This window comes from Microcoleus sp. Pol11C2, from assembly GCF_036701505.1.
Classification (GTDB): Bacteria; Cyanobacteriota; Cyanobacteriia; order Cyanobacteriales; family Microcoleaceae; genus Microcoleus.
In genome coordinates, this window is record NZ_JAUBQX010000014.1 from 83,751 (window position 1) to 102,309 (window position 18,559).

At 45.8% G+C, this 18,559-nt stretch carries 17 protein-coding genes, 1 tRNA gene and 1 pseudogene; 12 read left to right on the forward strand and 7 right to left on the reverse strand.

All coding sequences use genetic code 11. The features are described 5' to 3' along the window. Window positions 1-95 precede the first annotated feature (95 nt). The 6 genes and pseudogenes from hpsN to QUA42_RS11125 all read left to right on the forward strand — a co-directional run. Window positions 96-1,070 carry a hormogonium polysaccharide biosynthesis glycosyltransferase HpsN gene (gene hpsN, locus QUA42_RS11100; protein ID WP_333137370.1) on the forward strand — a complete coding sequence of 325 codons (975 nt, stop codon included), beginning with the start codon at window positions 96-98 and terminating at the stop codon, window positions 1,068-1,070. Between the two features lie 31 nt (window positions 1,071-1,101). Continuing rightward, window positions 1,102-2,271, forward strand: coding sequence for a hormogonium polysaccharide biosynthesis glycosyltransferase HpsO (hpsO, locus tag QUA42_RS11105; RefSeq protein ID WP_333137339.1), 1,170 nt, complete (start codon window positions 1,102-1,104; stop codon window positions 2,269-2,271). Window positions 2,272-2,314: 43 nt separating this feature from the next. Next, window positions 2,315-2,662, forward strand: a complete 348-nt coding sequence (locus tag QUA42_RS11110; protein WP_333137340.1) for a hypothetical protein — start codon at window positions 2,315-2,317, stop codon at window positions 2,660-2,662. Continuing rightward, on the forward strand, window positions 2,659-2,838 hold the full coding sequence (locus tag QUA42_RS11115) for a hypothetical protein (protein WP_333137341.1): 180 nt from the start codon (window positions 2,659-2,661) through the stop codon (window positions 2,836-2,838). The genes QUA42_RS11110 and QUA42_RS11115 overlap by 4 nt, the downstream gene beginning before the upstream one ends. Window positions 2,839-2,884: 46 nt before the next feature. Beyond that, window positions 2,885-4,099, forward strand: coding sequence for a hormogonium polysaccharide biosynthesis glycosyltransferase HpsP (gene hpsP, locus QUA42_RS11120; protein ID WP_333137342.1), 1,215 nt, complete (start codon window positions 2,885-2,887; stop codon window positions 4,097-4,099). 163 nt (window positions 4,100-4,262) lie between these two features. Beyond that, window positions 4,263-4,469: pseudogene (locus tag QUA42_RS11125) on the forward strand (IS5/IS1182 family transposase); the annotation flags it as partial. A 115-nt stretch (window positions 4,470-4,584) separates the two neighbouring features. Here QUA42_RS11125 and lptC read toward each other — a convergent pair. The 7 genes from lptC to QUA42_RS11160 form a co-directional block, all read right to left on the reverse strand. Then, window positions 4,585-5,781 carry an LPS export ABC transporter periplasmic protein LptC gene (gene lptC, locus QUA42_RS11130; RefSeq protein WP_333137343.1) on the reverse strand — a complete coding sequence of 399 codons (1,197 nt, stop codon included), beginning with the start codon at window positions 5,779-5,781 and terminating at the stop codon, window positions 4,585-4,587. Window positions 5,782-5,964: 183 nt separating this feature from the next. Then, a complete protein-coding gene (locus QUA42_RS11135; protein WP_006631885.1) occupies window positions 5,965-6,570 on the reverse strand; it encodes a LabA-like NYN domain-containing protein in 606 nt (201 codons plus the stop codon). A gap of 105 nt (window positions 6,571-6,675) precedes the next feature. Then, complete coding sequence (metG, locus tag QUA42_RS11140) at window positions 6,676-8,268, reverse strand: methionine--tRNA ligase (protein WP_333137344.1); 1,593 nt, start codon at window positions 8,266-8,268, stop codon at window positions 6,676-6,678. Between the two features lie 843 nt (window positions 8,269-9,111). Beyond that, window positions 9,112-10,254: a heat-inducible transcriptional repressor HrcA gene (hrcA, locus tag QUA42_RS11145; protein WP_445301306.1), complete on the reverse strand. Its 1,143-nt coding sequence runs from the start codon at window positions 10,252-10,254 to the stop codon at window positions 9,112-9,114. A gap of 285 nt (window positions 10,255-10,539) precedes the next feature. After that, window positions 10,540-11,424 (reverse strand): alpha/beta hydrolase, encoded by an 885-nt coding sequence (locus QUA42_RS11150; RefSeq protein WP_333137345.1) that lies wholly within the window; start codon window positions 11,422-11,424, stop codon window positions 10,540-10,542. 1,067 nt (window positions 11,425-12,491) lie between these two features. Beyond that, a complete protein-coding gene (locus tag QUA42_RS11155; protein ID WP_006631881.1) occupies window positions 12,492-13,217 on the reverse strand; it encodes a hypothetical protein in 726 nt (241 codons plus the stop codon). An 85-nt stretch (window positions 13,218-13,302) separates the two neighbouring features. Further along, entirely contained in the window at window positions 13,303-13,479 is a 177-nt protein-coding gene (locus QUA42_RS11160; protein WP_333137346.1) for a hypothetical protein, read from the reverse strand. 246 nt (window positions 13,480-13,725) lie between these two features. Here QUA42_RS11160 and QUA42_RS11165 point away from each other — a divergent pair, with 246 nt between their 5' ends. The 6 genes from QUA42_RS11165 to QUA42_RS11190 all read left to right on the forward strand — a co-directional run bounded on the left by QUA42_RS11165 (window position 13,726) and on the right by QUA42_RS11190 (window position 18,558). Beyond that, entirely contained in the window at window positions 13,726-14,277 is a 552-nt protein-coding gene (locus QUA42_RS11165; RefSeq protein ID WP_172187348.1) for a GNAT family N-acetyltransferase, read from the forward strand. A gap of 326 nt (window positions 14,278-14,603) precedes the next feature. Next, window positions 14,604-14,677, forward strand: a tRNA-Pro gene (locus QUA42_RS11170). Window positions 14,678-14,829: 152 nt separating this feature from the next. Continuing rightward, a complete protein-coding gene (locus QUA42_RS11175; protein WP_333137347.1) occupies window positions 14,830-15,663 on the forward strand; it encodes a Tic22 family protein in 834 nt (277 codons plus the stop codon). Between the two features lie 289 nt (window positions 15,664-15,952). Then, window positions 15,953-16,840 carry a peptide chain release factor N(5)-glutamine methyltransferase gene (gene prmC, locus QUA42_RS11180; RefSeq protein WP_333137348.1) on the forward strand — a complete coding sequence of 296 codons (888 nt, stop codon included), beginning with the start codon at window positions 15,953-15,955 and terminating at the stop codon, window positions 16,838-16,840. Between the two features lie 163 nt (window positions 16,841-17,003). Beyond that, window positions 17,004-17,597, forward strand: coding sequence for an L-threonylcarbamoyladenylate synthase (locus QUA42_RS11185; RefSeq protein WP_333137349.1), 594 nt, complete (start codon window positions 17,004-17,006; stop codon window positions 17,595-17,597). 25 nt (window positions 17,598-17,622) lie between these two features. Continuing rightward, window positions 17,623-18,558 carry a HAMP domain-containing sensor histidine kinase gene (locus tag QUA42_RS11190; RefSeq protein WP_333137350.1) on the forward strand — a complete coding sequence of 312 codons (936 nt, stop codon included), beginning with the start codon at window positions 17,623-17,625 and terminating at the stop codon, window positions 18,556-18,558. Window position 18,559: the final 1 nt, after the last annotated feature.

The following is an 18,559-nucleotide window of genomic DNA, read 5'->3' on the forward strand; positions in this document are numbered from 1 at the left end:
AACTATTAATTTCGAGTTTTAATCAACTTCTCCAAAAATAACGAGTGGGGCAGGCCGGATGCCTGCCCTTAACTTTATTTTCACTCAATTGTGTGATGATGATTTCTGTTGTGATACCCACCTACAACCGCGAGCAACCTCTGCGAGAGACATTGGCTGATGTGATTCGGCAAAATTACCCGAATTTTGAAGTGCTGGTAATTGATCAAACTCACACCCACGAATCGGAAACTCAAGTTTATTTAGAGCAATTGGCAAATGCTGGCCAAATTCACTGGTTTAGAGTAGATTGGGCGAGTTTACCTGCGGCTCGAAATTATGCAGTGCGACGCGCAGTTGGAGAGATTATTTTATTTATTGATGATGATGTAAAATTGCCCGATAGTTTTTTGGCGGCTCACGCTGACAACTATTTAGAAAAACCTGATGTGGGATGTGTGGCGGGCAGGGTTTTTGACAGAATGAAACTGGATAATTCAGGAGGGGATTTGGCGATCGAATATTTGCCAAGAGAAGCGATGGATGCAGGCATTGCCTGGTATTTTATCGATTTGGTGCATACAGTCAAACCGCAGCAGGTGCTCTCGGCTAGAGGCTGTAATATGTCTTTTCGCCGACAGGTTTTTGCCGAATGGGGGCTGAGGTTTGACGAGCGGTTTGCAGGGAGTGCGGTGCGGGAGGAGTCGGATTTTTGTTTAAGATTGCGATCAACTGGTCTGAAAATTTGGTACGATCCCAATGCGTGTCTAGTTCACTTAGGGGAAGAGAGCGGCGGATGTCACGATGTCAGCACGCGATCGATCGAATATCAAGTCACATTTTATCACAACCATTTCCTGATGGGATTAAAAAATTTAACAGCCTTTCAATGCCTGCGATTTTTTGCGAAACTCTTTGACTGTCACGTTTTGGGAAATCCACCTTGTTATAAAAGTGCCTCGCCCATTAAAATTATAACTAGATTTGCTTTTTATATCCTGGGTTTTCTCAGTGCTATAAATACAGTAATTCAATCTCTGTGGAATGATGGACAAAGTTATAGCCATCAAGACAAGATTAACGCTCAATAATTACCTATTCCCCATTCGCCCTTCCCAATAAATGAGAATTCTCGTGGCTAGTCACACCTACATTGTGGACATTAATCGGGAAAAATTCAAGATATTAGCCAACCTAGAACCCGATATTGAAGTAACACTTGTAGTGCCGCAGCGTTGGAAACCCGGAGGCGTACAAAATAAAATTATAGAAACGCAATTTTATCAAAAAGGCTCATTTAAAGTAGTCCCCGTATCCAACTTTAGTCAAAACAATCAAGGATTGCTAACTTTTGGTACAGATTTAATTAAACTTTTGCAAATAATTAAACCTCAGATAATTCAAGTTGAACAAGGTTCAAAATCTATCGCTTGCGCTCAGTTAATATTACTAAATAAACTGCTAAAGCTGCAAGCAAAAAATATCTTATTTACTTGGTGGAACCTGCCTTATCAATTGAATTGGCCTGTTTCAGTCTTAGAAAATTACAATCTTCAGCACACCGACGGAATTATTGCAGGCAACCTAGATGGAGCTAAAATTTTGCGGCAGCGGGGCTATCAAGGTGCGGTAAAAGTAATGCCACAACTCGGAGTAGATGAAACTTTGTTTCGCCCCACAGGTAAAGACGCTGATTTATCGCGTAGGTTCGCCATTGAACCGACCGATTTTGTGGTAGGATTTGTAGGGCGATTTGTCGAAGAAAAAGGATTGTTGACTTTAGCTGAAGCCTTGGCAGGGTTGAAAAAAATCTCTTGGAAGTGGCTGTTAGTAGGACAAGGAAAATTGCGGGCGCACCTCGCCGAAAAATGTATTGAATGGGGAATCAGCGACCGAATAATCTGGGTAGAAAGCGTTTCCCACGAAGAAATCCCCCCCTACATTAACTTAATGAACTGTTTGGTATTGCCTTCGCAAACCAGCTATAAATTCAAAACTTTGACCAGTGTGGGCTGGAAAGAACAATTCGGTCACGTTTTAATTGAAGCGATGGCCTGTCACATTCCGGTTATTGGTTCCGACTGCGGCGAAATTCCCCACGTCGTCGGCGATGCGGGTTTATTATTCCCCGAAGGAAATGCAGGGGTTTTGCGAGAGTGTTTGCAGACATTGATGGAGCGGCAGGAGTTGGCGGCCGATTTGGGCGATCGGGGTTATCATAGAGCGATGAGCAATTATACAAATAAAGCTTTAGCTGAGCAGTTATTGGAATTCTACAAAGAATTGTTGTAACTTTTAGCAGTATAATGCAAGTGTTAAATAAAAACTGTAGTAAATGTCTATTCCTTCCGACATACGCTCTTTGGTTGACGAACTCTACCAGGTACTAGACGATAGCGAGCGCCAAGCAACGCAGGGACTTTTTGCAATTAGAAGAGCAATGTCTCTTTTTCCCCAAAATGAAATATTGATGCAATACTTTTCTTCCATCACCAATTTTCAATTCAACGTAGCAGGTACTCGTTTACAAGCAGAGCACATTGTGGGGAATGTATTGATGGCTGGTGTGCCCCATGAAGATGTTCAAAAAGCAGGAGATTATTTAGCAGGGTTGCTACATATGGCTCCAGAATCGAAAATTATGATTGACAAAGTAGTTGAGAGATTAGAAGCATTGCCATGAAACAATTACCAGATGAAAGCCTACTCCTGGAAATCCTTGAAATTGTGAAAGCTGCGGAAGCAAAAGCCAGTGAAATGTATGATTTTTCCAAGACAATGGCTCACAATACCCAAATTACAGCAACAAAAAGAGAGGAAGCTGAACAGCTAGACGGGCAACCTTTTGCAGATAATTAAATTTGTAATGGGAGATGTTGGTATGTTGATTTAAATAACTATCCCCATGCGGATTCTCCAAATTATCCCCTCAATTTCGTTGGTATACGGTGGGCCAAGTCAAATGGTACTTGGACTTTCTGCGGCCCTCGCTTCCAGATGTATTGATGTCACAATTATCACCACAGATTCTAACGGAGATATAGGTCAACATCCCTTAGATGTCCCCTTAAATCAATCACTAAAACAAAACGGTTATCAAATTATTTATTTCCGCTGTTCTCCGTTTCGTAGATATAAGTTTTCTCTGAGTTTATTGCAGTGGTTAAATGAAAATGCGCGACAATTTGACCTGGCTCACATTCACGCTCTTTTCTCACCAGTAACTACCTTTGCCGCCACAATTGCTAGATATCATCATTTGCCATATATTATGCGTCCCTGCGGTATGCTTGACCCCGCAGATTTGCAGAAAAAAAAGCGCTTGAAACAGATTTATGCCACGCTTTTAGAACGCCCTAATTTAGCAGGGGCAGCCGCAATTCATTTCACAAGTAAAGAAGAGGCTAAAATCTCAGAAAGATTTGGTTTGGACTTCACAGACAAGATGCCTGTGCCACGGGATTTGGACTTCACAGGCAAGATGCCTGTGCCACGGGATTTGGTGATTCCATTGGGGGTGACAGCAGGTTGGTTTCCTAAGAGATTGCCGGACTCTCAAGTGCCAATCATCTTATTTATGTCGCGAATTGAACCTAAAAAAGGGCTTGATTTGTTAATTCCAGCATTAGAAAGTATTTTAGGATCGGGTATAGAGTTTCACTTTATTTTAGCTGGTTCAAATCCTCAAGATGCTGATTATGAAATAAAAATTAAAGTGCAAATTCAGAATTCAAGCTTAGCAAAATACACAACAATAACTGGCTTTGTGAGCGGTGATTTTAAAGCTGAACTGTTGACAAAAGCCGACTTATTTGTATTGCCTTCTTATTACGAAAACTTTGGCATTGCTGTAGCAGAAGCGATGGCCGCCGGTCTACCTGTCGCCATTTCCGATCGCATACATATTGCCGCAGACATACAGCAAGCAGAGGCTGGTTGGGTGGGCTCTTTGGAAGTAGGGGCGATCGCCAATTCAATCAAATCAGCACTTCTGAATCCACAAGAGCGTCAACGCCGGGGATTGAACGGCCAAGAGTATGCCAAAAAGCATTATAACTGGGAGGCGATCGCCCAACAAACCATCGATGCTTACCAGCAGATTTTGTCATCTATTAACTAGGGCTTGCTGAATAAGCGCGATCAGGTGGCGCTGCCTGAGTTTCGATCGCCTGAGCCAGACTCAGGTGCAAGGAAAACAGGTAAAATGGCACAGAACCCTTGCATTACCGTTGACACTCGTGTACCACCGAAAAGTTGACCCAGATGGCACCGGACCAGAAAGCTTGAATTTTCCTCATGGTGGAAAATTAGCCTCAGACAACCGTTGGGTGATGATGGCCCAACTGATACCGTGGTCAGAATTTGAATCAGAATATGCTCAAAATTTTGCCACATCTATGGGGCCACCGGCCAAGTCGTTTCGGATGGCATTCGGGGCATTAATCATCAAAGAAAAATTAGGAACCAGCGATCGCGAAACTGTTGAACAAAGCAAACTTTTAAGGATACCACATATTTTTTTTGCAAGAAGTCTATTAATTCTGTCTAGCTACTTATCTGCGTTCATCAGGGATCATCTGTCGACATCTGCGATCGCAACCCTATCTACTGTCCCAAAGTTTTCTTGTACTCGTCCGGTACAAATTCCGTAACCACTTGGCCGCCGCCCCCGTCGCCTTTGACAATCACTGTTTGATTTTTCAGCTCTCCCGCTGCCCTCGGTCCAGTCAAATTAAACACCGGATTTAGTTGCTTATAAACCACATTTCCTTCCGCGTCGAAAGTCTGGTTAGTTAAATACCACGTTACTCGATCGGTATTTAATTGAGCTTGACGTTTTTCCCCGATTCCTACTACATTTCCCGTCAAATAAAAAATTTTTTTCTCTAAATCTCCCCGCCCCGTATCCCCAGTCATCGTCACCTTTTCCACGCGGTGCAAAACCTTCACAGCCCCGGGCGATATCACATATTGCGCCGGAAAATTCCAACTCATCAAACTGCTTTCTATTTGTAGCGGCGGGTCTGATGGCATCAACTGAGCGTTTTGCGTTAGCGTTGCTATCTTAGTTTTTAAGTCTACATCTACTTTGTCGGCAAAACCGCTATCTGTTACTATTTTATCTTTGTATCTGTCAATTTGAGTCGGTTGGTCGCTGTTTACCTTTTGTTGCTCCACAAACCACACTAAGTGCTCGGTTCGCAATTGCAAAACCGGATCTTTAACATTCGCCACCACAGAACCGAATAACTCCATCCTCTTAGCCCTACTGAAAACTCGCGCTTCCTTTGCTGAAGCCGTCACCTGTTTGTTCTCTCCGGTCAAATTGTTGCGAACAACTAAAACATCTTCCTTCGGCCGCCACTCCAACTCATTTCCCCGCAAGACCATTCCATTTTTCAGGTCTTTAGCGACTATGTTACCTTTGAGAAAAACCTGATTTCCTTCCTGAAATACCTGCCCCGTTTCTCCCTGAATATCGTAAATTTCTTTGCCGTCCTGAAACAATTTGCCCACAGGTTTCTGAACGTTAACTATTTTTTTGTCTTTGCTGTAAACGGCATTTTGCGAGTTGACTTTCCAGAACGTCTCGCCTTTTTCGTTTGCTTGTTCTAGAGTTACTTTGTTTAAAGTTAAACTGCTGTTTGACTGTTGAGCAGTTTTGAGATCCTCCGCTAATTTGTTCTTTTGAGTCTCTTGCGGAGCCGCACAAGCACCAATCCCCAACATCAGTGCTGATAAAAATAGCAGCATCAATTTTGGGGATTTGAAATTGGGAATTTTGGATTTGAGATTAATCATGGGGAATTGGTAATCGGTAATTGGGAATTGGTAATTGGTAATTGATAATTGGGTAGTGAAAAACACTTAATCAAAAATTAAAAATGTGTCATACTTGGTCTAAATTTTTAACTTCTAATTCTCAAGGATTCAACCCATTAACGCTCACCCATTAACGCTCACCCATTACCCATTACCAAATCCCTATCTGTCGTCGTGTTCCTCCATCAAGCTCAGACCTGACAAAGGGCGGTAAGCATAATTAGGGCGAGATGTTTTTTGGATGTCGTCCTTAATCATTTCCAAATCGATATAGCGATCGGCTACATTAATCAAACTGTCGCTCGTCATCGATCGCAAACTCACCACCTCCACCCGCACACCGCGATAGCTCACAGCATCTACAGCATAAGCCAAATCGCCGTCACCGCTCACCAGTACCGCCGTATCGTAAGACCCCACTAAAGCCATCATATCCACAGCGATTTCTACATCTAAATTGGCCTTCTTAGAACCGTCAGGCAACTGTACCAAATCCTTAGAAATCACCCGGTAGCCGTTGCGGCGCATCCACAGCAAAAACCCCTGCTGTTTCTCGTTAGTGCGATCGACACCTGTGTAGAAAAAAGAGCGCAGCAGCCGCGAACCCGCAGTTAAACGGCACAGCAGCTTAGTGTAATCAATCTCAATTCCTAACTGCAAAGCCGCGTAAAAAAGGTTAGACCCGTCAATAAAAATTGCTACTCGACCGCGATTTTCTAGAACCTGTTCAGGCGTAAAAAGGTCGTTGCTTTCTATTCTATTCAACATGATTGTTATGCCTCAATTTTTATGAAAGATTGGTAAGGAAATAACTGCTAATTCGTAGTCTGTCATAACACCCAGAGCGGTGGCTGCCAACTATGAAGGTACTGTTTACAGCAGTTCGAGCCGCTTAAAAACAGGTTGAGGTTCCCCCAGAGTTTGGTTTGCCGGCAAAGCGCCCCAGGCAGCATGAGCCGCAAAATTCGCTAAACTGTTAACTGTAACTCGATCGTTAAAGTCTATTGAAAAACCTAGCTGCTGATAGATAGCGTTGCTGATATTGGGAATAATCGGCGATAAAAGGTAAGATGCTAGTCTAACAGATTCCAGAACAGAATATAGCACTTGTGCGACACTTTCGATCTGTCCCTGCTTGTACAAACTCCAAGGTGCTTGCACGTCAATAAACTTGTTACCGGCTCGCACTAATGCAAGCACGGCTTCGGAAGCCTTGCTAAAAGCCAACTCTTCGTAAAAACCCGCTACTTGAGCGCCCAAATCAAGGCTCATAGCCTTGAGAAGGTTGTCGCCGTCAATGTTTTCTCCCAACACATTTGGTACGCAACCACCGCAATATTTTCGAGCCATGTTTAGGGTACGGTTTAGCAAATTTCCCAAATCATTTGCTAGCTCAGCATTCAATATATTGATAAACCGAGTTTCGTTAAAATCCCCGTCCTCTCCGAACTCAATTTCTTTGAGAAAATAGTAACGCACTGCATCAGCGCCGTATTTGTTGACCAATTCGACAGGGTTTAAAGTATTACCCTCCGATTTCCCCATTTTTTTGCCGTCTTTGGTCAAAAACCCGTGTGCGAAGACGCGACCCGGCACCGGCAGATTAGCCGACATCAGCATTGCCGGCCAGTAAACTGTGTGGAAGCGAAGAATATCTTTGCCGATCAAGTGCAAGTCAATCGGCCACCATTTAGATAAAGCATTCTCCAACATCGGATCGCAGTCCGGATCTAGCAAGGCGGTGACGTATCCCAGCAAAGCGTCAAACCAGACGTAGATGCTGTGACTGGGGTCAACTGGCATTGGCAGACCCCATTCGAGATTCACTCTAGAAATCGAAAAGTCTTGCAGTCCAGAGTTGACGAAACTGAGCACTTCGTTGCGTCGGCTTTCCGGCGCGATGAAGTCGGGACGTTCTGCGTACAATGCCAGCAGTTGGTCTTGATACCGCGACAGACGGAAAAAGTAATTTTCCTCGTCGCGCCACTCAACTTCCTTGCTGGTGTGGACGGAACACCGATTTCCCGGCAACAATTCCCGTTCATCCTTGAATTCTTCACAGGAGACGCAGTACCAGCCTTGTTGCTGGTTCAAGTAGATGTCGCCGGAGTTCCAGACGCGCTGGAAAAATTCTTTGACAATGTACTCGTGGCGCCGCGAAGTTGTGCGGATGAAGCGATCGTACTGGATGTCGAGTTGCTTCCACAGCGCCTCAAACGCCGGAACCACTGAATCGCAGTGAGCTTGGGGCGATCGCCCCAAACTCTCGGCTGTCCGCTGAATTTTCTGCCCGTGTTCGTCCGTCCCCGTCACCAGCAAAACAGATTTGCCCCGCAGCCGCTCAAATCGGGCTAGGGCATCTGCAGCCATAGTCGTGTAAGCACTGCCAACGTGAGGTAAATCGTTTACATAATACAGAGGCGTTGTTATCGCAAAGGTATTTTTAGTTTTATCAGTCGATTTCATTGAATGCTAAAAGAAAATTCCCTAAATTCCGTTTCGATCTTAACTCAGCGGTTAAATTTTTTATGGAGTGGCAATCAAGCCAAATTCACTGCAAGTTATTTGCAATTGTTTAACCCGGGCTATTCCCAAAAGAAATATTGCTTTCATATCAACACTAATCTTTTTTAGTTGTTTTTGACGAACTCTCTAAAATGTCTTAATATTTTGACATTCTGCTGCCTTGGGAATCGACGATTGCGGGGTTCGGGCCGCCTCAATTTATTTGTCGCAGCAGCTATCCCTAGAGCGGGCGATCGCCCACCCGGTTTGCAACAAAACTCATCGGTTGGGCTGCTAAACCCGCCATTCGACTAACCCTCCGCGACCACTTTCTGTAAATGCACGATCGCTCGCCATCGCAATCTTTTTCTCCCAATCGCTGGAAAGTCGCTACCCCGTAACTCCTGCCACTTTCCGAGCCGCTAATGGACGCAGAAACCGGGTTGTTTACGAAACTTTCTTGTCAAGCGCGAAGCTTTAGTTTCTTACCAAAAATAGTATAAAAGCCATATTTGACACCCTCAACTGTCACTATCGGTTTTTACTTATTTTGATCCACCCAGAAAACTATAAATTCTACTATTATAGTAGAATTTACGTAAATTAACGGATAAATAACTCTTTAAATGCCTAATTTATGACTTTAAAGATATAGCTTTCTGCGTAATTATACTGTGTAACACCCCTGGGTGCGGAATGTGGGATAAAAGCCTGGGTTTTGTGTCAAAAAACCCGGTTGATAAAGGTTGCGAGTACGTCCACAGACAATAAAACCCCAAGCTCGTTAAGCTTGGGGCTATCACATTAGGGTGCATCTAACAAGGGATGATCCGATCGCCCTCGATCGCCATCAGGAAAACTCACTCGATTTCCGCCAATAGCTTCTGATAAATAATCGGCTGCAGCTTCCACAACCGCGATCGCATTTTCATAAACCATCCGCGTCGGCCCCAAAACCCCAACACTACCAACCGGCACTGATCCCCGGCGGTAAGTCGAAGAAATCAAAGTACAGCCACGAATTGGTTCTAAAGAATTTTCCGAACCAATACGCACCGTTACCCGCTTCCCGGGGATGTCCAACTCAGGCGATTCAAAAATCAAAGGCCAAAGCAGTTCTTGCTCTTGTTCGAGCAGTTGCACCAGGGTTTGAACTTGCTGCAACTGCGAAAACTCAGGTAAGCGCAGTGCTTCGGCTAAACCGCCAATCAGAATCCGCGTGTAGGTTGGATTGCTTTGGCGGCTGCTCAAAGCAGTCAGCATGGTTTCCATCCACTCAGCGTACAGTTCAAAGTCCCGGTCTAACTCGCTCCAGTCTACAGTCGAGAGTTCCGAGAGCGATCGTCCCCGCAACTTGCTGTTCAAAAAATTTGACAAAATCTGCAATTGGCGATCGACGATTTCGACATCAGGCGTGTTACCTTCTGCGTCCCTCGGCAACTGCACCAAAACCGACTGAGTTTCGTAGGCATCCGTCACCACGATCAACATCACCTTTCCCGGCTCTAGCTGCACCAGTTGCAAGTGGCGCAAGCAAGCCATATTGGTTTGCGGTATAGTGATCATTGCTATGTAACCGCTGATAGTTGCCAGAATTTGAGCCGCGCCGCGGAGTGCCGCGTCCATGCGGCCGTCCGACCAATTGAGCTGGTCTAGTACCTGTTCCACCTTGCGGGCCAGCGTATCAGACGGCTGGATCAACTGGTCTACATAAATTCGGTAGCCCGAGTCAGAGGGGACTCGTCCTGCCGAAGTGTGGGGCTGATAAAGCAGTCCAGCTTTTTCAAGAGTCCCCATCGCATTGCGAATTGTAGCTGGGCTGACGCTGAGGTTGAATTCGTCAGCCAAAGCTTTTGAGCCAACGGGTTCCGCTGTAGCTATGTAGTGGCGAACCGTTGCCCAAAGGATGTGTTGTTGCCGATCGGTGAGGTTAACGCGCACAGATATTTAAGCAGAATTAGTATTCAGACAATTTGCCACTATCGAGTCAGAAGCTCTGTCCTTAAGGGCGATCGGGCAGAGTTATCTATTTAAGATAACAGATTTAGGTGAAGGAAGTTCAGCAACAGAGTGTGTACGGGATTTTACGGATTATGTACGTGATTTTACGGGCCGATGTTGAGGGAATGAACAGGGAAAAATGTTTTAACTTTTAACTTGGAACTTTCTATTTGGGAAGCGAAGCTTCCCCGAACCGGAGATCTGCCCAATGCCCCATTCCTCGGTTTCGCTTTAGCCAATGCCCTTTGTAGTGTGTTCTTTCAGAATATTTTGCAGGTAACTAGCCACTGCATCCGGCTGTTCCACCATTGCCAAATGGCCACAATCGGGAAGCTGAAGGACATTCTCGCCGCAACCTTGGAACATCCAGTGAAAGCTAGCCAAATGCAGCACGTATTTTGGTTCCATAATTTTGTCTTTAGTACCGGCAATAAAATAAACGGGCTGCTTGAGTTGGGAGACAATTTGTGGCAATAGGTGAATCTCCGCTTCTGTGGTGGAGTCCAACAAAGCCCCCAAAGCTGCCTCTGGATGAGCTCCCACGAAATCTATTAAGCGCTGCCGTCCCCAGGATCTGCCGATCGGGCGGGCTACAGAATCGCGGGCAAACAGGTAATCTGCTAACGGCAAGCGAGGCAGCCAGCCGGGACGCATTGTTACTAGCTGCTTGCCGACCGCTCGAAACCGCTCGAATTCTTCCTTAAGATAGATGCCGCCTCCTGCATTGATGCAGACCACGCCTTTAACGCGATCGGAGAATTTGCTGGCTCCCCATAGAGCGATCGTACCGCCCAGAGAGTGTCCCACCAGCCAAGCAGAAGATATATCGAGTTTTTCGAGTAAAAGTTCCAAATCGCGAGCGTAAGCTGCGGGAGTGTAGCAGGAATTTAGCGGTTCGGAACATGGGCGATCGTCGCCGGAGTCCGATTGAGAATCGCCAAACCCCCGCAAATCATAGGTAAGGCACTGATAGTTTGATGCCAAGCGATCGGTCAAAGGTTGCCAGTAGTGGCGGCTTAACAGCCAGCCGTGGACAAATACCAGAACCGGGGAAGTTGCAGTCGGAGCCGTCAAATCGTAAGTGTGCCGAACCCCTAGGATGTCGATTGTTGCCATACTTTTATCCTATCCGCTCCATAAGACCTATGTAAACCTATGTATAGCCTTTCTCAGAAAGAGAGAGTACGCCGAAACCCTGTGTTCTCAAGCTTTTTCAGTGGAATTGTTTACCTCATCTCCTCAAGAAGCGCTATAAGTAAGTCAAAAAGACTCAACTTTATCGATTTACCGCTTACTTCCTGCTGCAACGCGCGGCCTTAAGTTGACGCTACAAGATTTTTGTCCACTTCACTGGCAATCTTGGCCTAGCTTGCCCTTTTATCCGATCGCCCTGAAATAAATATTCCTTCTCTCCCAGCGTTCTATGTTTTTTGCACTATTCAAATTTCTGTCTGCTGTATGACCGCCCGGGGGACATACATCAGGGCGATTTTTTAAGGGTATTTTGCGGGAAAAATTTCCCCAGTTTTAGCCGATTTGGAAATCCTAAACCCTCGGTATGCCAGTATCAATTTCGATCGCAAATATTTTGGGAGTAGAGTCTAAAATTAAATTCGTACTTTCCACATTCAACTATTGAACCCGCCACATTGTGATAATTCAACAAGGCTTTAATCTCTCAATAAAATAGCTAACTCGCCTCACCTATTACCTCTTTTTAAACGAGGTAATACGTAATTTTTTAGAGGGAATTTTTGCGCATACTTGCGACTTTTGCGTGTAGTTCCGCGAGCTTATTTTACTAACTAAAAATAGTCAGGACTATAGCAATCCTCGCATCATTCGTGAATTTCTTACTCCCGAGCGAGCGGGTTCGGGGAGGGTTGGGGCGGGGTAAAAAATTTACGACTCCTGCAAGGATTGCTATATTGCTTGTTAAACTCCCCTATTTATCTGGCACGTCTTTTCTATTAGGGCGGTTACTTTGTAGATAAAGTACGCCATCAAACTTAAAAAGCTTGACAACATCGTTTCGGCGTCTCCCATGTTTATGATAACCGCTATCTACACTCGTTTGTACGAACAATTTTGCCGAGCTTTTTATCCTATCTCACTGGAAAACTTCTGCAAAGTAATGTCTACTTATAGAAATCTAGTTATTTAGGGAGCATCGGCAGGTTGCGCTAAAATCGCTCGCCCAGCAATCTTTGTCGCACCCCCTCAGCGATTTTCTGGCCCAGGTACTCGGGAATTAAACTTTCATTGGGCCCCAACAAGTAGAGAATCAGGCGAGTTCGTCCCCGCCAAACCAGCAAATTAGCATTTACCACCAACAAATCCTCTTGCCAGATGGCATACATAACTTTGTAAAAAAGTCCAGGTTGATTATCGGCTTCAATCAGTAAAGCTGGCAAGTGAAAAACAGGATCGACGTAGAATTCAGTGGCCACATCTTCCAAACCCGCGTCTAAATTAAATTCCACCGCCAACATCTCTTCAACCTCAAAATGTCCCGCCAATGCCTCTCGAACGGCTCTACAGACGTTTTCTGCTGTTTTATCTGCCAGTACCTTGCCACCGCGAGATACGACCAATTTGATAAATACCAGCATCGGCGGGTAAATTTGACCGTACAGACTCAGACTGTGAATCGTCAGTCCGTAGGCCGCGAGGACTCCAAAAATGTCGCTCAATAGAAAAGACTGGTTCCGGTAAGCAAAATGCAGGGCACTTTTGTTACCTTCGGCTCGGATTTCGATGACTGCTTGCCGAGTTTTGTAAAGCTGGTAAGCTAATTTGAGGTTTTGCAACTGGATTTCGCTGCTGACAAATTGCTCATAAAACTGCGGAAACGCTCGGTTAAAGCGCTTGAGGAGTTCTAGTGTAGATGGTTTTAAACCCGAAGCCATAATTGAGGAGAAGGTGCGGGAGATATAGGAGGTATTGACTCTTCCATGCCTTATGGCAATGGGATTTTCGATTCGACGATTCGACTTAAATTGTGCCCGTCTCCTCACTAAAAGCAAAAATCAAATCTGTGTGAGAACTTATCACGAGAATGTCACCGTTGCGCCATTCCAGTGGTATTTCCCACCAAGAGTATAAGTTCCGGCGCGATCGGCGGCACTCAAAAGAAGCATTTCCCAAAATGCCTCTGTCCTGGTTCGGCAACAAATTTTACCTTAAAAGCGGGTTGTCCGGGCACTGGCTAGCAGAACAGTTCTACCAAACTTGACAGAATCAAAAAAGCGCAGACTCAATGTTGGACGACAAATCCCTGTTTTCGGCGTAAGATGAGTGTACCGTAAACTGTTCCTCAAGAGGCTACCGGCAATTGATCCTACGCCGATCGGAGTGGGTTTATCTGTCGGGTTCTCTTTCTCGTCGTCCAACTTCTACTACCTTAACCGCGCCTGCATGGGTTTTTGGAAAAACTTATTTAGTAGTTCTGAGTCTGCCTCTGTACCCCAAACAGCGGATTTTGAGGAAGATGTGGCTGTTGGGTTAGGCGATCCGCTTTCCCCAACGTTTCGCAAGCCCGCCAGCGGCAACGCTCGCATCTTTTTCAGTTGCGATCGGGACATTGACCTCTACGAACTCGAAGAACTTTGTAATGCAGTGGGTTGGTCCCGCCGTCCCCTGCGTAAAGTCAAAAAAGCTATTCAGCACAGCTTCCTAGTCGTCTCTATGTGGGAGATGCGGGGCAGCCAGCGACGGCTGGTGGGTTTCGCCAGAGCGACTTCAGACCATGCTTTTAATGCCACGCTTTGGGATGTGGTAGTTCATCCCGACTACCAGGGCAAAGGCATGGGCAAGGCGCTGATGAAATACATCATTAAAAAACTCCGCAGTGAAGATATCAGCAACATTACCTTATTTGCTGACCCTCAAGTGGTGGACTTTTACCGCAATTTGGGCTTTATGTCCGATCCAGAGGGGATTAAAGGTATGTTTTGGTATCCAGATTAGGGAGCCAGGTGCAGGTCGGCGTTGATTTGTTGAGGACATACAATACAATATTGACGCTGACAACACTGAATGCACCTGTGCGCTGCGGTCAGTTACGCGTGGATGTATCTCGGCATCAGGGCCGTTATGAAGCTGTGCAAGTATTGTCAGTTGATTTGAGCCGAACACGATAGGAGTCAGGGGCTGGTATCGGTTTTTGGGTGGGGTCAAACTGGACAACCTGAAAAAAACTTCGCCTTAGCTGCATGGAGAGCTAAATATTTAATAAAGCTTGACAAGCAAGCGGTTTTGTGTGTTAATGGTTAGAGGTTAGCTAACTATACCACCGGGATGTAGCGCAGCTTGGTAGCGCGCCTGCTTTGGGAGCAGGATGTCGCAGGTTCAAATCCTGTCATCCCGATCGCACAATGTTAAATAATAGATTGAAGCAGAACTGTCTCTGATGTTTACATTTTGTCAAAATGAAAACAAATAGAGGCATTTTTTGCCGATCGTGTTAAGTCGCCAGTCTTTGCGTTAATGTGTTTCAGGATCGCTCCTGATGGAAAAAACATGAAATCATTAGTTCGTTTGGGCGCAATATTGGGAATTGTCGGCAGCACTCTGCTGGGCCCCTCCCCAATTGGCAAGATGTCTGCACTGGCACTGCCGGAGCCGCAAATTTTGGAAAAATTGCGATCTATACCGGTATTTACGATTACAGACGCTCAGGGTGCGCCCCTTGTCGCTTCTGTTCCCAAGCAGGGTCAGGGTCAAACTGGTAACGCTTCCGTGGCGGGAATTTTCATCAGCCAGAAAGATGCTCAAGCTTTTGTGGATCAACTCAAAACCAAAAATCCTCAGTTGGCGGCCACGGTGCGCGTGATGCCGGTGTCGCTGGGGGAAATTTATCAGATCACTCAAGCAAATAAAGGCAAGCCGGAGGAAGTGCAATTTGCTTTCGTTCCGGCTCCGGTGCAGGTGCAGTCGGCTAAAACTGTACTTCAGCAGACTGGTCAACAAGTTAACGAGTTCAACGGTGTACCTCTGTTTTTAGCCAGAGGCGGCGCTGAAAATGGTTATTTGACGATTCAGCGGGGTCAACAAGAGGTGATTCCCTTGTTTTTTAACAAGGAGGATTTGCAGGGAATGGTCGATCGTTTTAAGCAGCAGCAGCCCAACGTGACAGCCACAATTAAGATTGAGGTGGTGAACTTGGAGAGCGTTTTGGAAGCTTTGCGTACTGAGAACGACCCGTTTTTGACCCAAATGATTTTGATTCCCTCGCGGGAGTCGCTGGAATTTGTGCGATCACTCCAACCTGCCGGTGGGGGCCAAAATCCACAGGTTGCTCCGGCTCCAGCTCCGGCTCCAGCTCGGCCGGCTCCAGCTCGACCGACTCGCTAATAGTTAGTCAGCAGTCATCAGTCATTAGTCATCAGTTATCAGTCATTAATTAGTAGGTTGGGTTTCTCCACTCAACCTACTATTTACGAATTAGCAATTAGCAATTAATATCGTTTCCGGTAGCATCGGAATTATTAGCCAAAATTAGGACACCGCGAGTGCCTAAGTCCCTACAATATTATTTTCGGTAGGGACACTCCAAGAGCCGTGTCCTCTATATCATGTATGAGTGCAACCGGAATTGATATAACAATTAGCAATTAGCAATTAGCAACTATTACAAAGTCTTATGTTTGTTTCTGGTTTAGAGCTTTGGGAATGGGCGAATCAAGCTAAAACAGAGGCGATCGCCTCTGACATTCCCCTAGCAGAAATCGACTGGCTGCTGCAAGAGCTGGCTGGTTTGGATAGGTTGGCTCTGCGTTTAGAGTCGTTTAAAGATTTGCTAAAAATTGAATTAAAGTTGTCTTTATCTGAACTTGCTCAATTGTGGCAGCGGCGCTTACAGGAACGGGTGCCGGTGCAGTATTTAACGGGAGTTGCACATTGGCGACATTTTTCGCTCAAAGTAACGCCGGCGGTGCTAATTCCTCGTCCTGAAACGGAATTGCTGATCGATTTGGCTGTAGAAGCTGTTAAAACCTATGGTGTCAATCCAAAATCGCATTGGGTGGATTTGGGAACGGGCAGCGGGGCGATCGCGATCGGCTTGGCTTCTGCGTTGACAAATGCTACGGTTTATGCTGTAGATTGCAGTTCGGAAGCTTTGGCAGTTGCTAGACTGAATGCTGAGAATTTGGGTTTTGGATCGCTAATTAATTTTTATCAAGGTTTGTGGTGGGAACCGCTAGCATTTCTCAAAGGTCAACTCAGCGGCATGGTGTCTAACCCGCCTTACATTCCCAGCAGCACGGTACTGACTCTGCAACCGGAAGTTTTGAAGCACGAACCTCATCTGGCGTTAGACGGCGGCTTTGACGGGTTAGATTGCATCCGGCATTTGGTAGAAACGGCTCCCGATTATTTAGAATCCGGGGGAGTTTGGTTGGTGGAGATGATGGCGGGACAAGCTGAGGCGGTAGCTGATATGCTGCAAAGTCACGGGAGTTACGGTGAAGTTCAGATATTTTCTGATTTAGCAGGAATCGATCGCTTTGCTTTAGCCTATCGTCTTTAGGTTTCAAGAATAGACTTATTGCATACATCTTGAATTCATAGGTCAACCGCAGATGCAAGGCAGATAAACACAGATAAACGCAGATAATTTTAAGATAGGAAAGCTTGGGAATGCAATTCAAGTCTAATATGCCACAACTCTCAAATCCAAAATCTAAAATCTGATGACCCAAGTTTCGATAAATGCCCTAGTTCAAGGGGCAATTTCTGGCAATCATATCGTCAGTTTTCCTACAGATACTGTACCCGCTTTGGCTGCGCGACCCGATCGCTCGGAGTTGATTTTTGTAGCTAAACGCCGCAGTCAAGACAAACCGCTGATTTTGATGGCCGCATCGGCCCAGGCCTTGTGGCCCTACGTGCAGGGAAGTCCAGCAGAGTTAAACTTGTGGCAGCAAGTAGCCGCATCCTATTGGCCGGGGGCGTTAACTTTGGTGCTGCCTGCTTCGCCAAAAGTCCCGGCGGCGATGAATCCCATCGACCCGAGTACAATCGGAATACGAGTGCCTAACCTTCCCCTGGCCCTAAAGATTTTAGAGCAGACAGGCCCTTTGGCTACTACCAGTGCTAATTTATCCGGTCAGCCGCCTCTGGAGTCTGTGACAGAAATTGAGGCTCACTTTCCAGAAGTCTTGACATTACTTCCTTCTGAATTAGCAACAGCGACAACAGCTTCGAGTTTGCCTTCCACTGTGGCTAAATGGAGTGGCAGCGATTGGGAAATCTTGCGACAAGGCACGATCGAGTTAGAATGCTAAAAGCTAAACTCCAAGGCAAAGCAATATGGCGCCGATCGGCTGGAGCGACTTTATATATTTAGGTATGGGACTGGGGCTGGGTTTGGGAAGCAGTTTGATTTGGCGCCTGCGGCAAAAAAGCTCGCAACAGCCCGAACCTGCGCCCAAAGTGCTACCTCCTCCTCAAGAAATTCACTTAGAGAAGTTTGATGCCCTTTCCGAGCAACTTAAGCAAACTCAATTGGCTTATCAGATGGCATCGGAGATGAGCCAATTTAAGGCGGGTTTTTTGGCTCGAACTTCTCACGAGTTGCGATCGCCCCTGAGCACTATGATTGGTACGCTGCAATTAATTCTCTCGGATTTGTGTGACGATCCTGCGGAGGAACGAGAGTTTGTCGAGCAAGCTCACGCCGCGGCGCTCAAGCTGGTGAAATTAATAGATGAAATTATCTCTGTTGCTAAAACTGAACACGGCACTGAAAGGATGGATATTGAGCCGATTCAGTTAGCTAAGGTTCTTGACGAGGTTGATGATTTAACTTACTTGCAAGCTGCTAATCGCGGCATTCGTTTGGAGATATTGCCGCCAGATCCGGGGATTTATGTATTGGCAGATTTGCCGAGGTTTAGGCAAGTTTTAGTCAATTTGGTAGATACTGCTGTTGCTCAGATGGAGGAGGGGAGTATTTCTTTGTCTGCCCATGCTTCGCCGGAATCGGGATACGTTCACATTTGGGTGGACGATCAGCGTTCAGTGAGTGCTTGGAGCGAGTCTTGGGATTTGCTGAAGCACGATTTGGAGTGTGATGTTACCAAGAGTAGCGATAATTCTCAGGTGTCTTCTGGAATGAGGTTATTGATGAATCAGACTCTTTTAAGTTTGATGAGCGGAAAGTTGGAGGTTCTGGCTGTGCCTTCTGAGTCCGAAGAGTGCAATTTTAACCGGACTCAGTGTTCTATTCCTTTGGCAACTTTCTGAT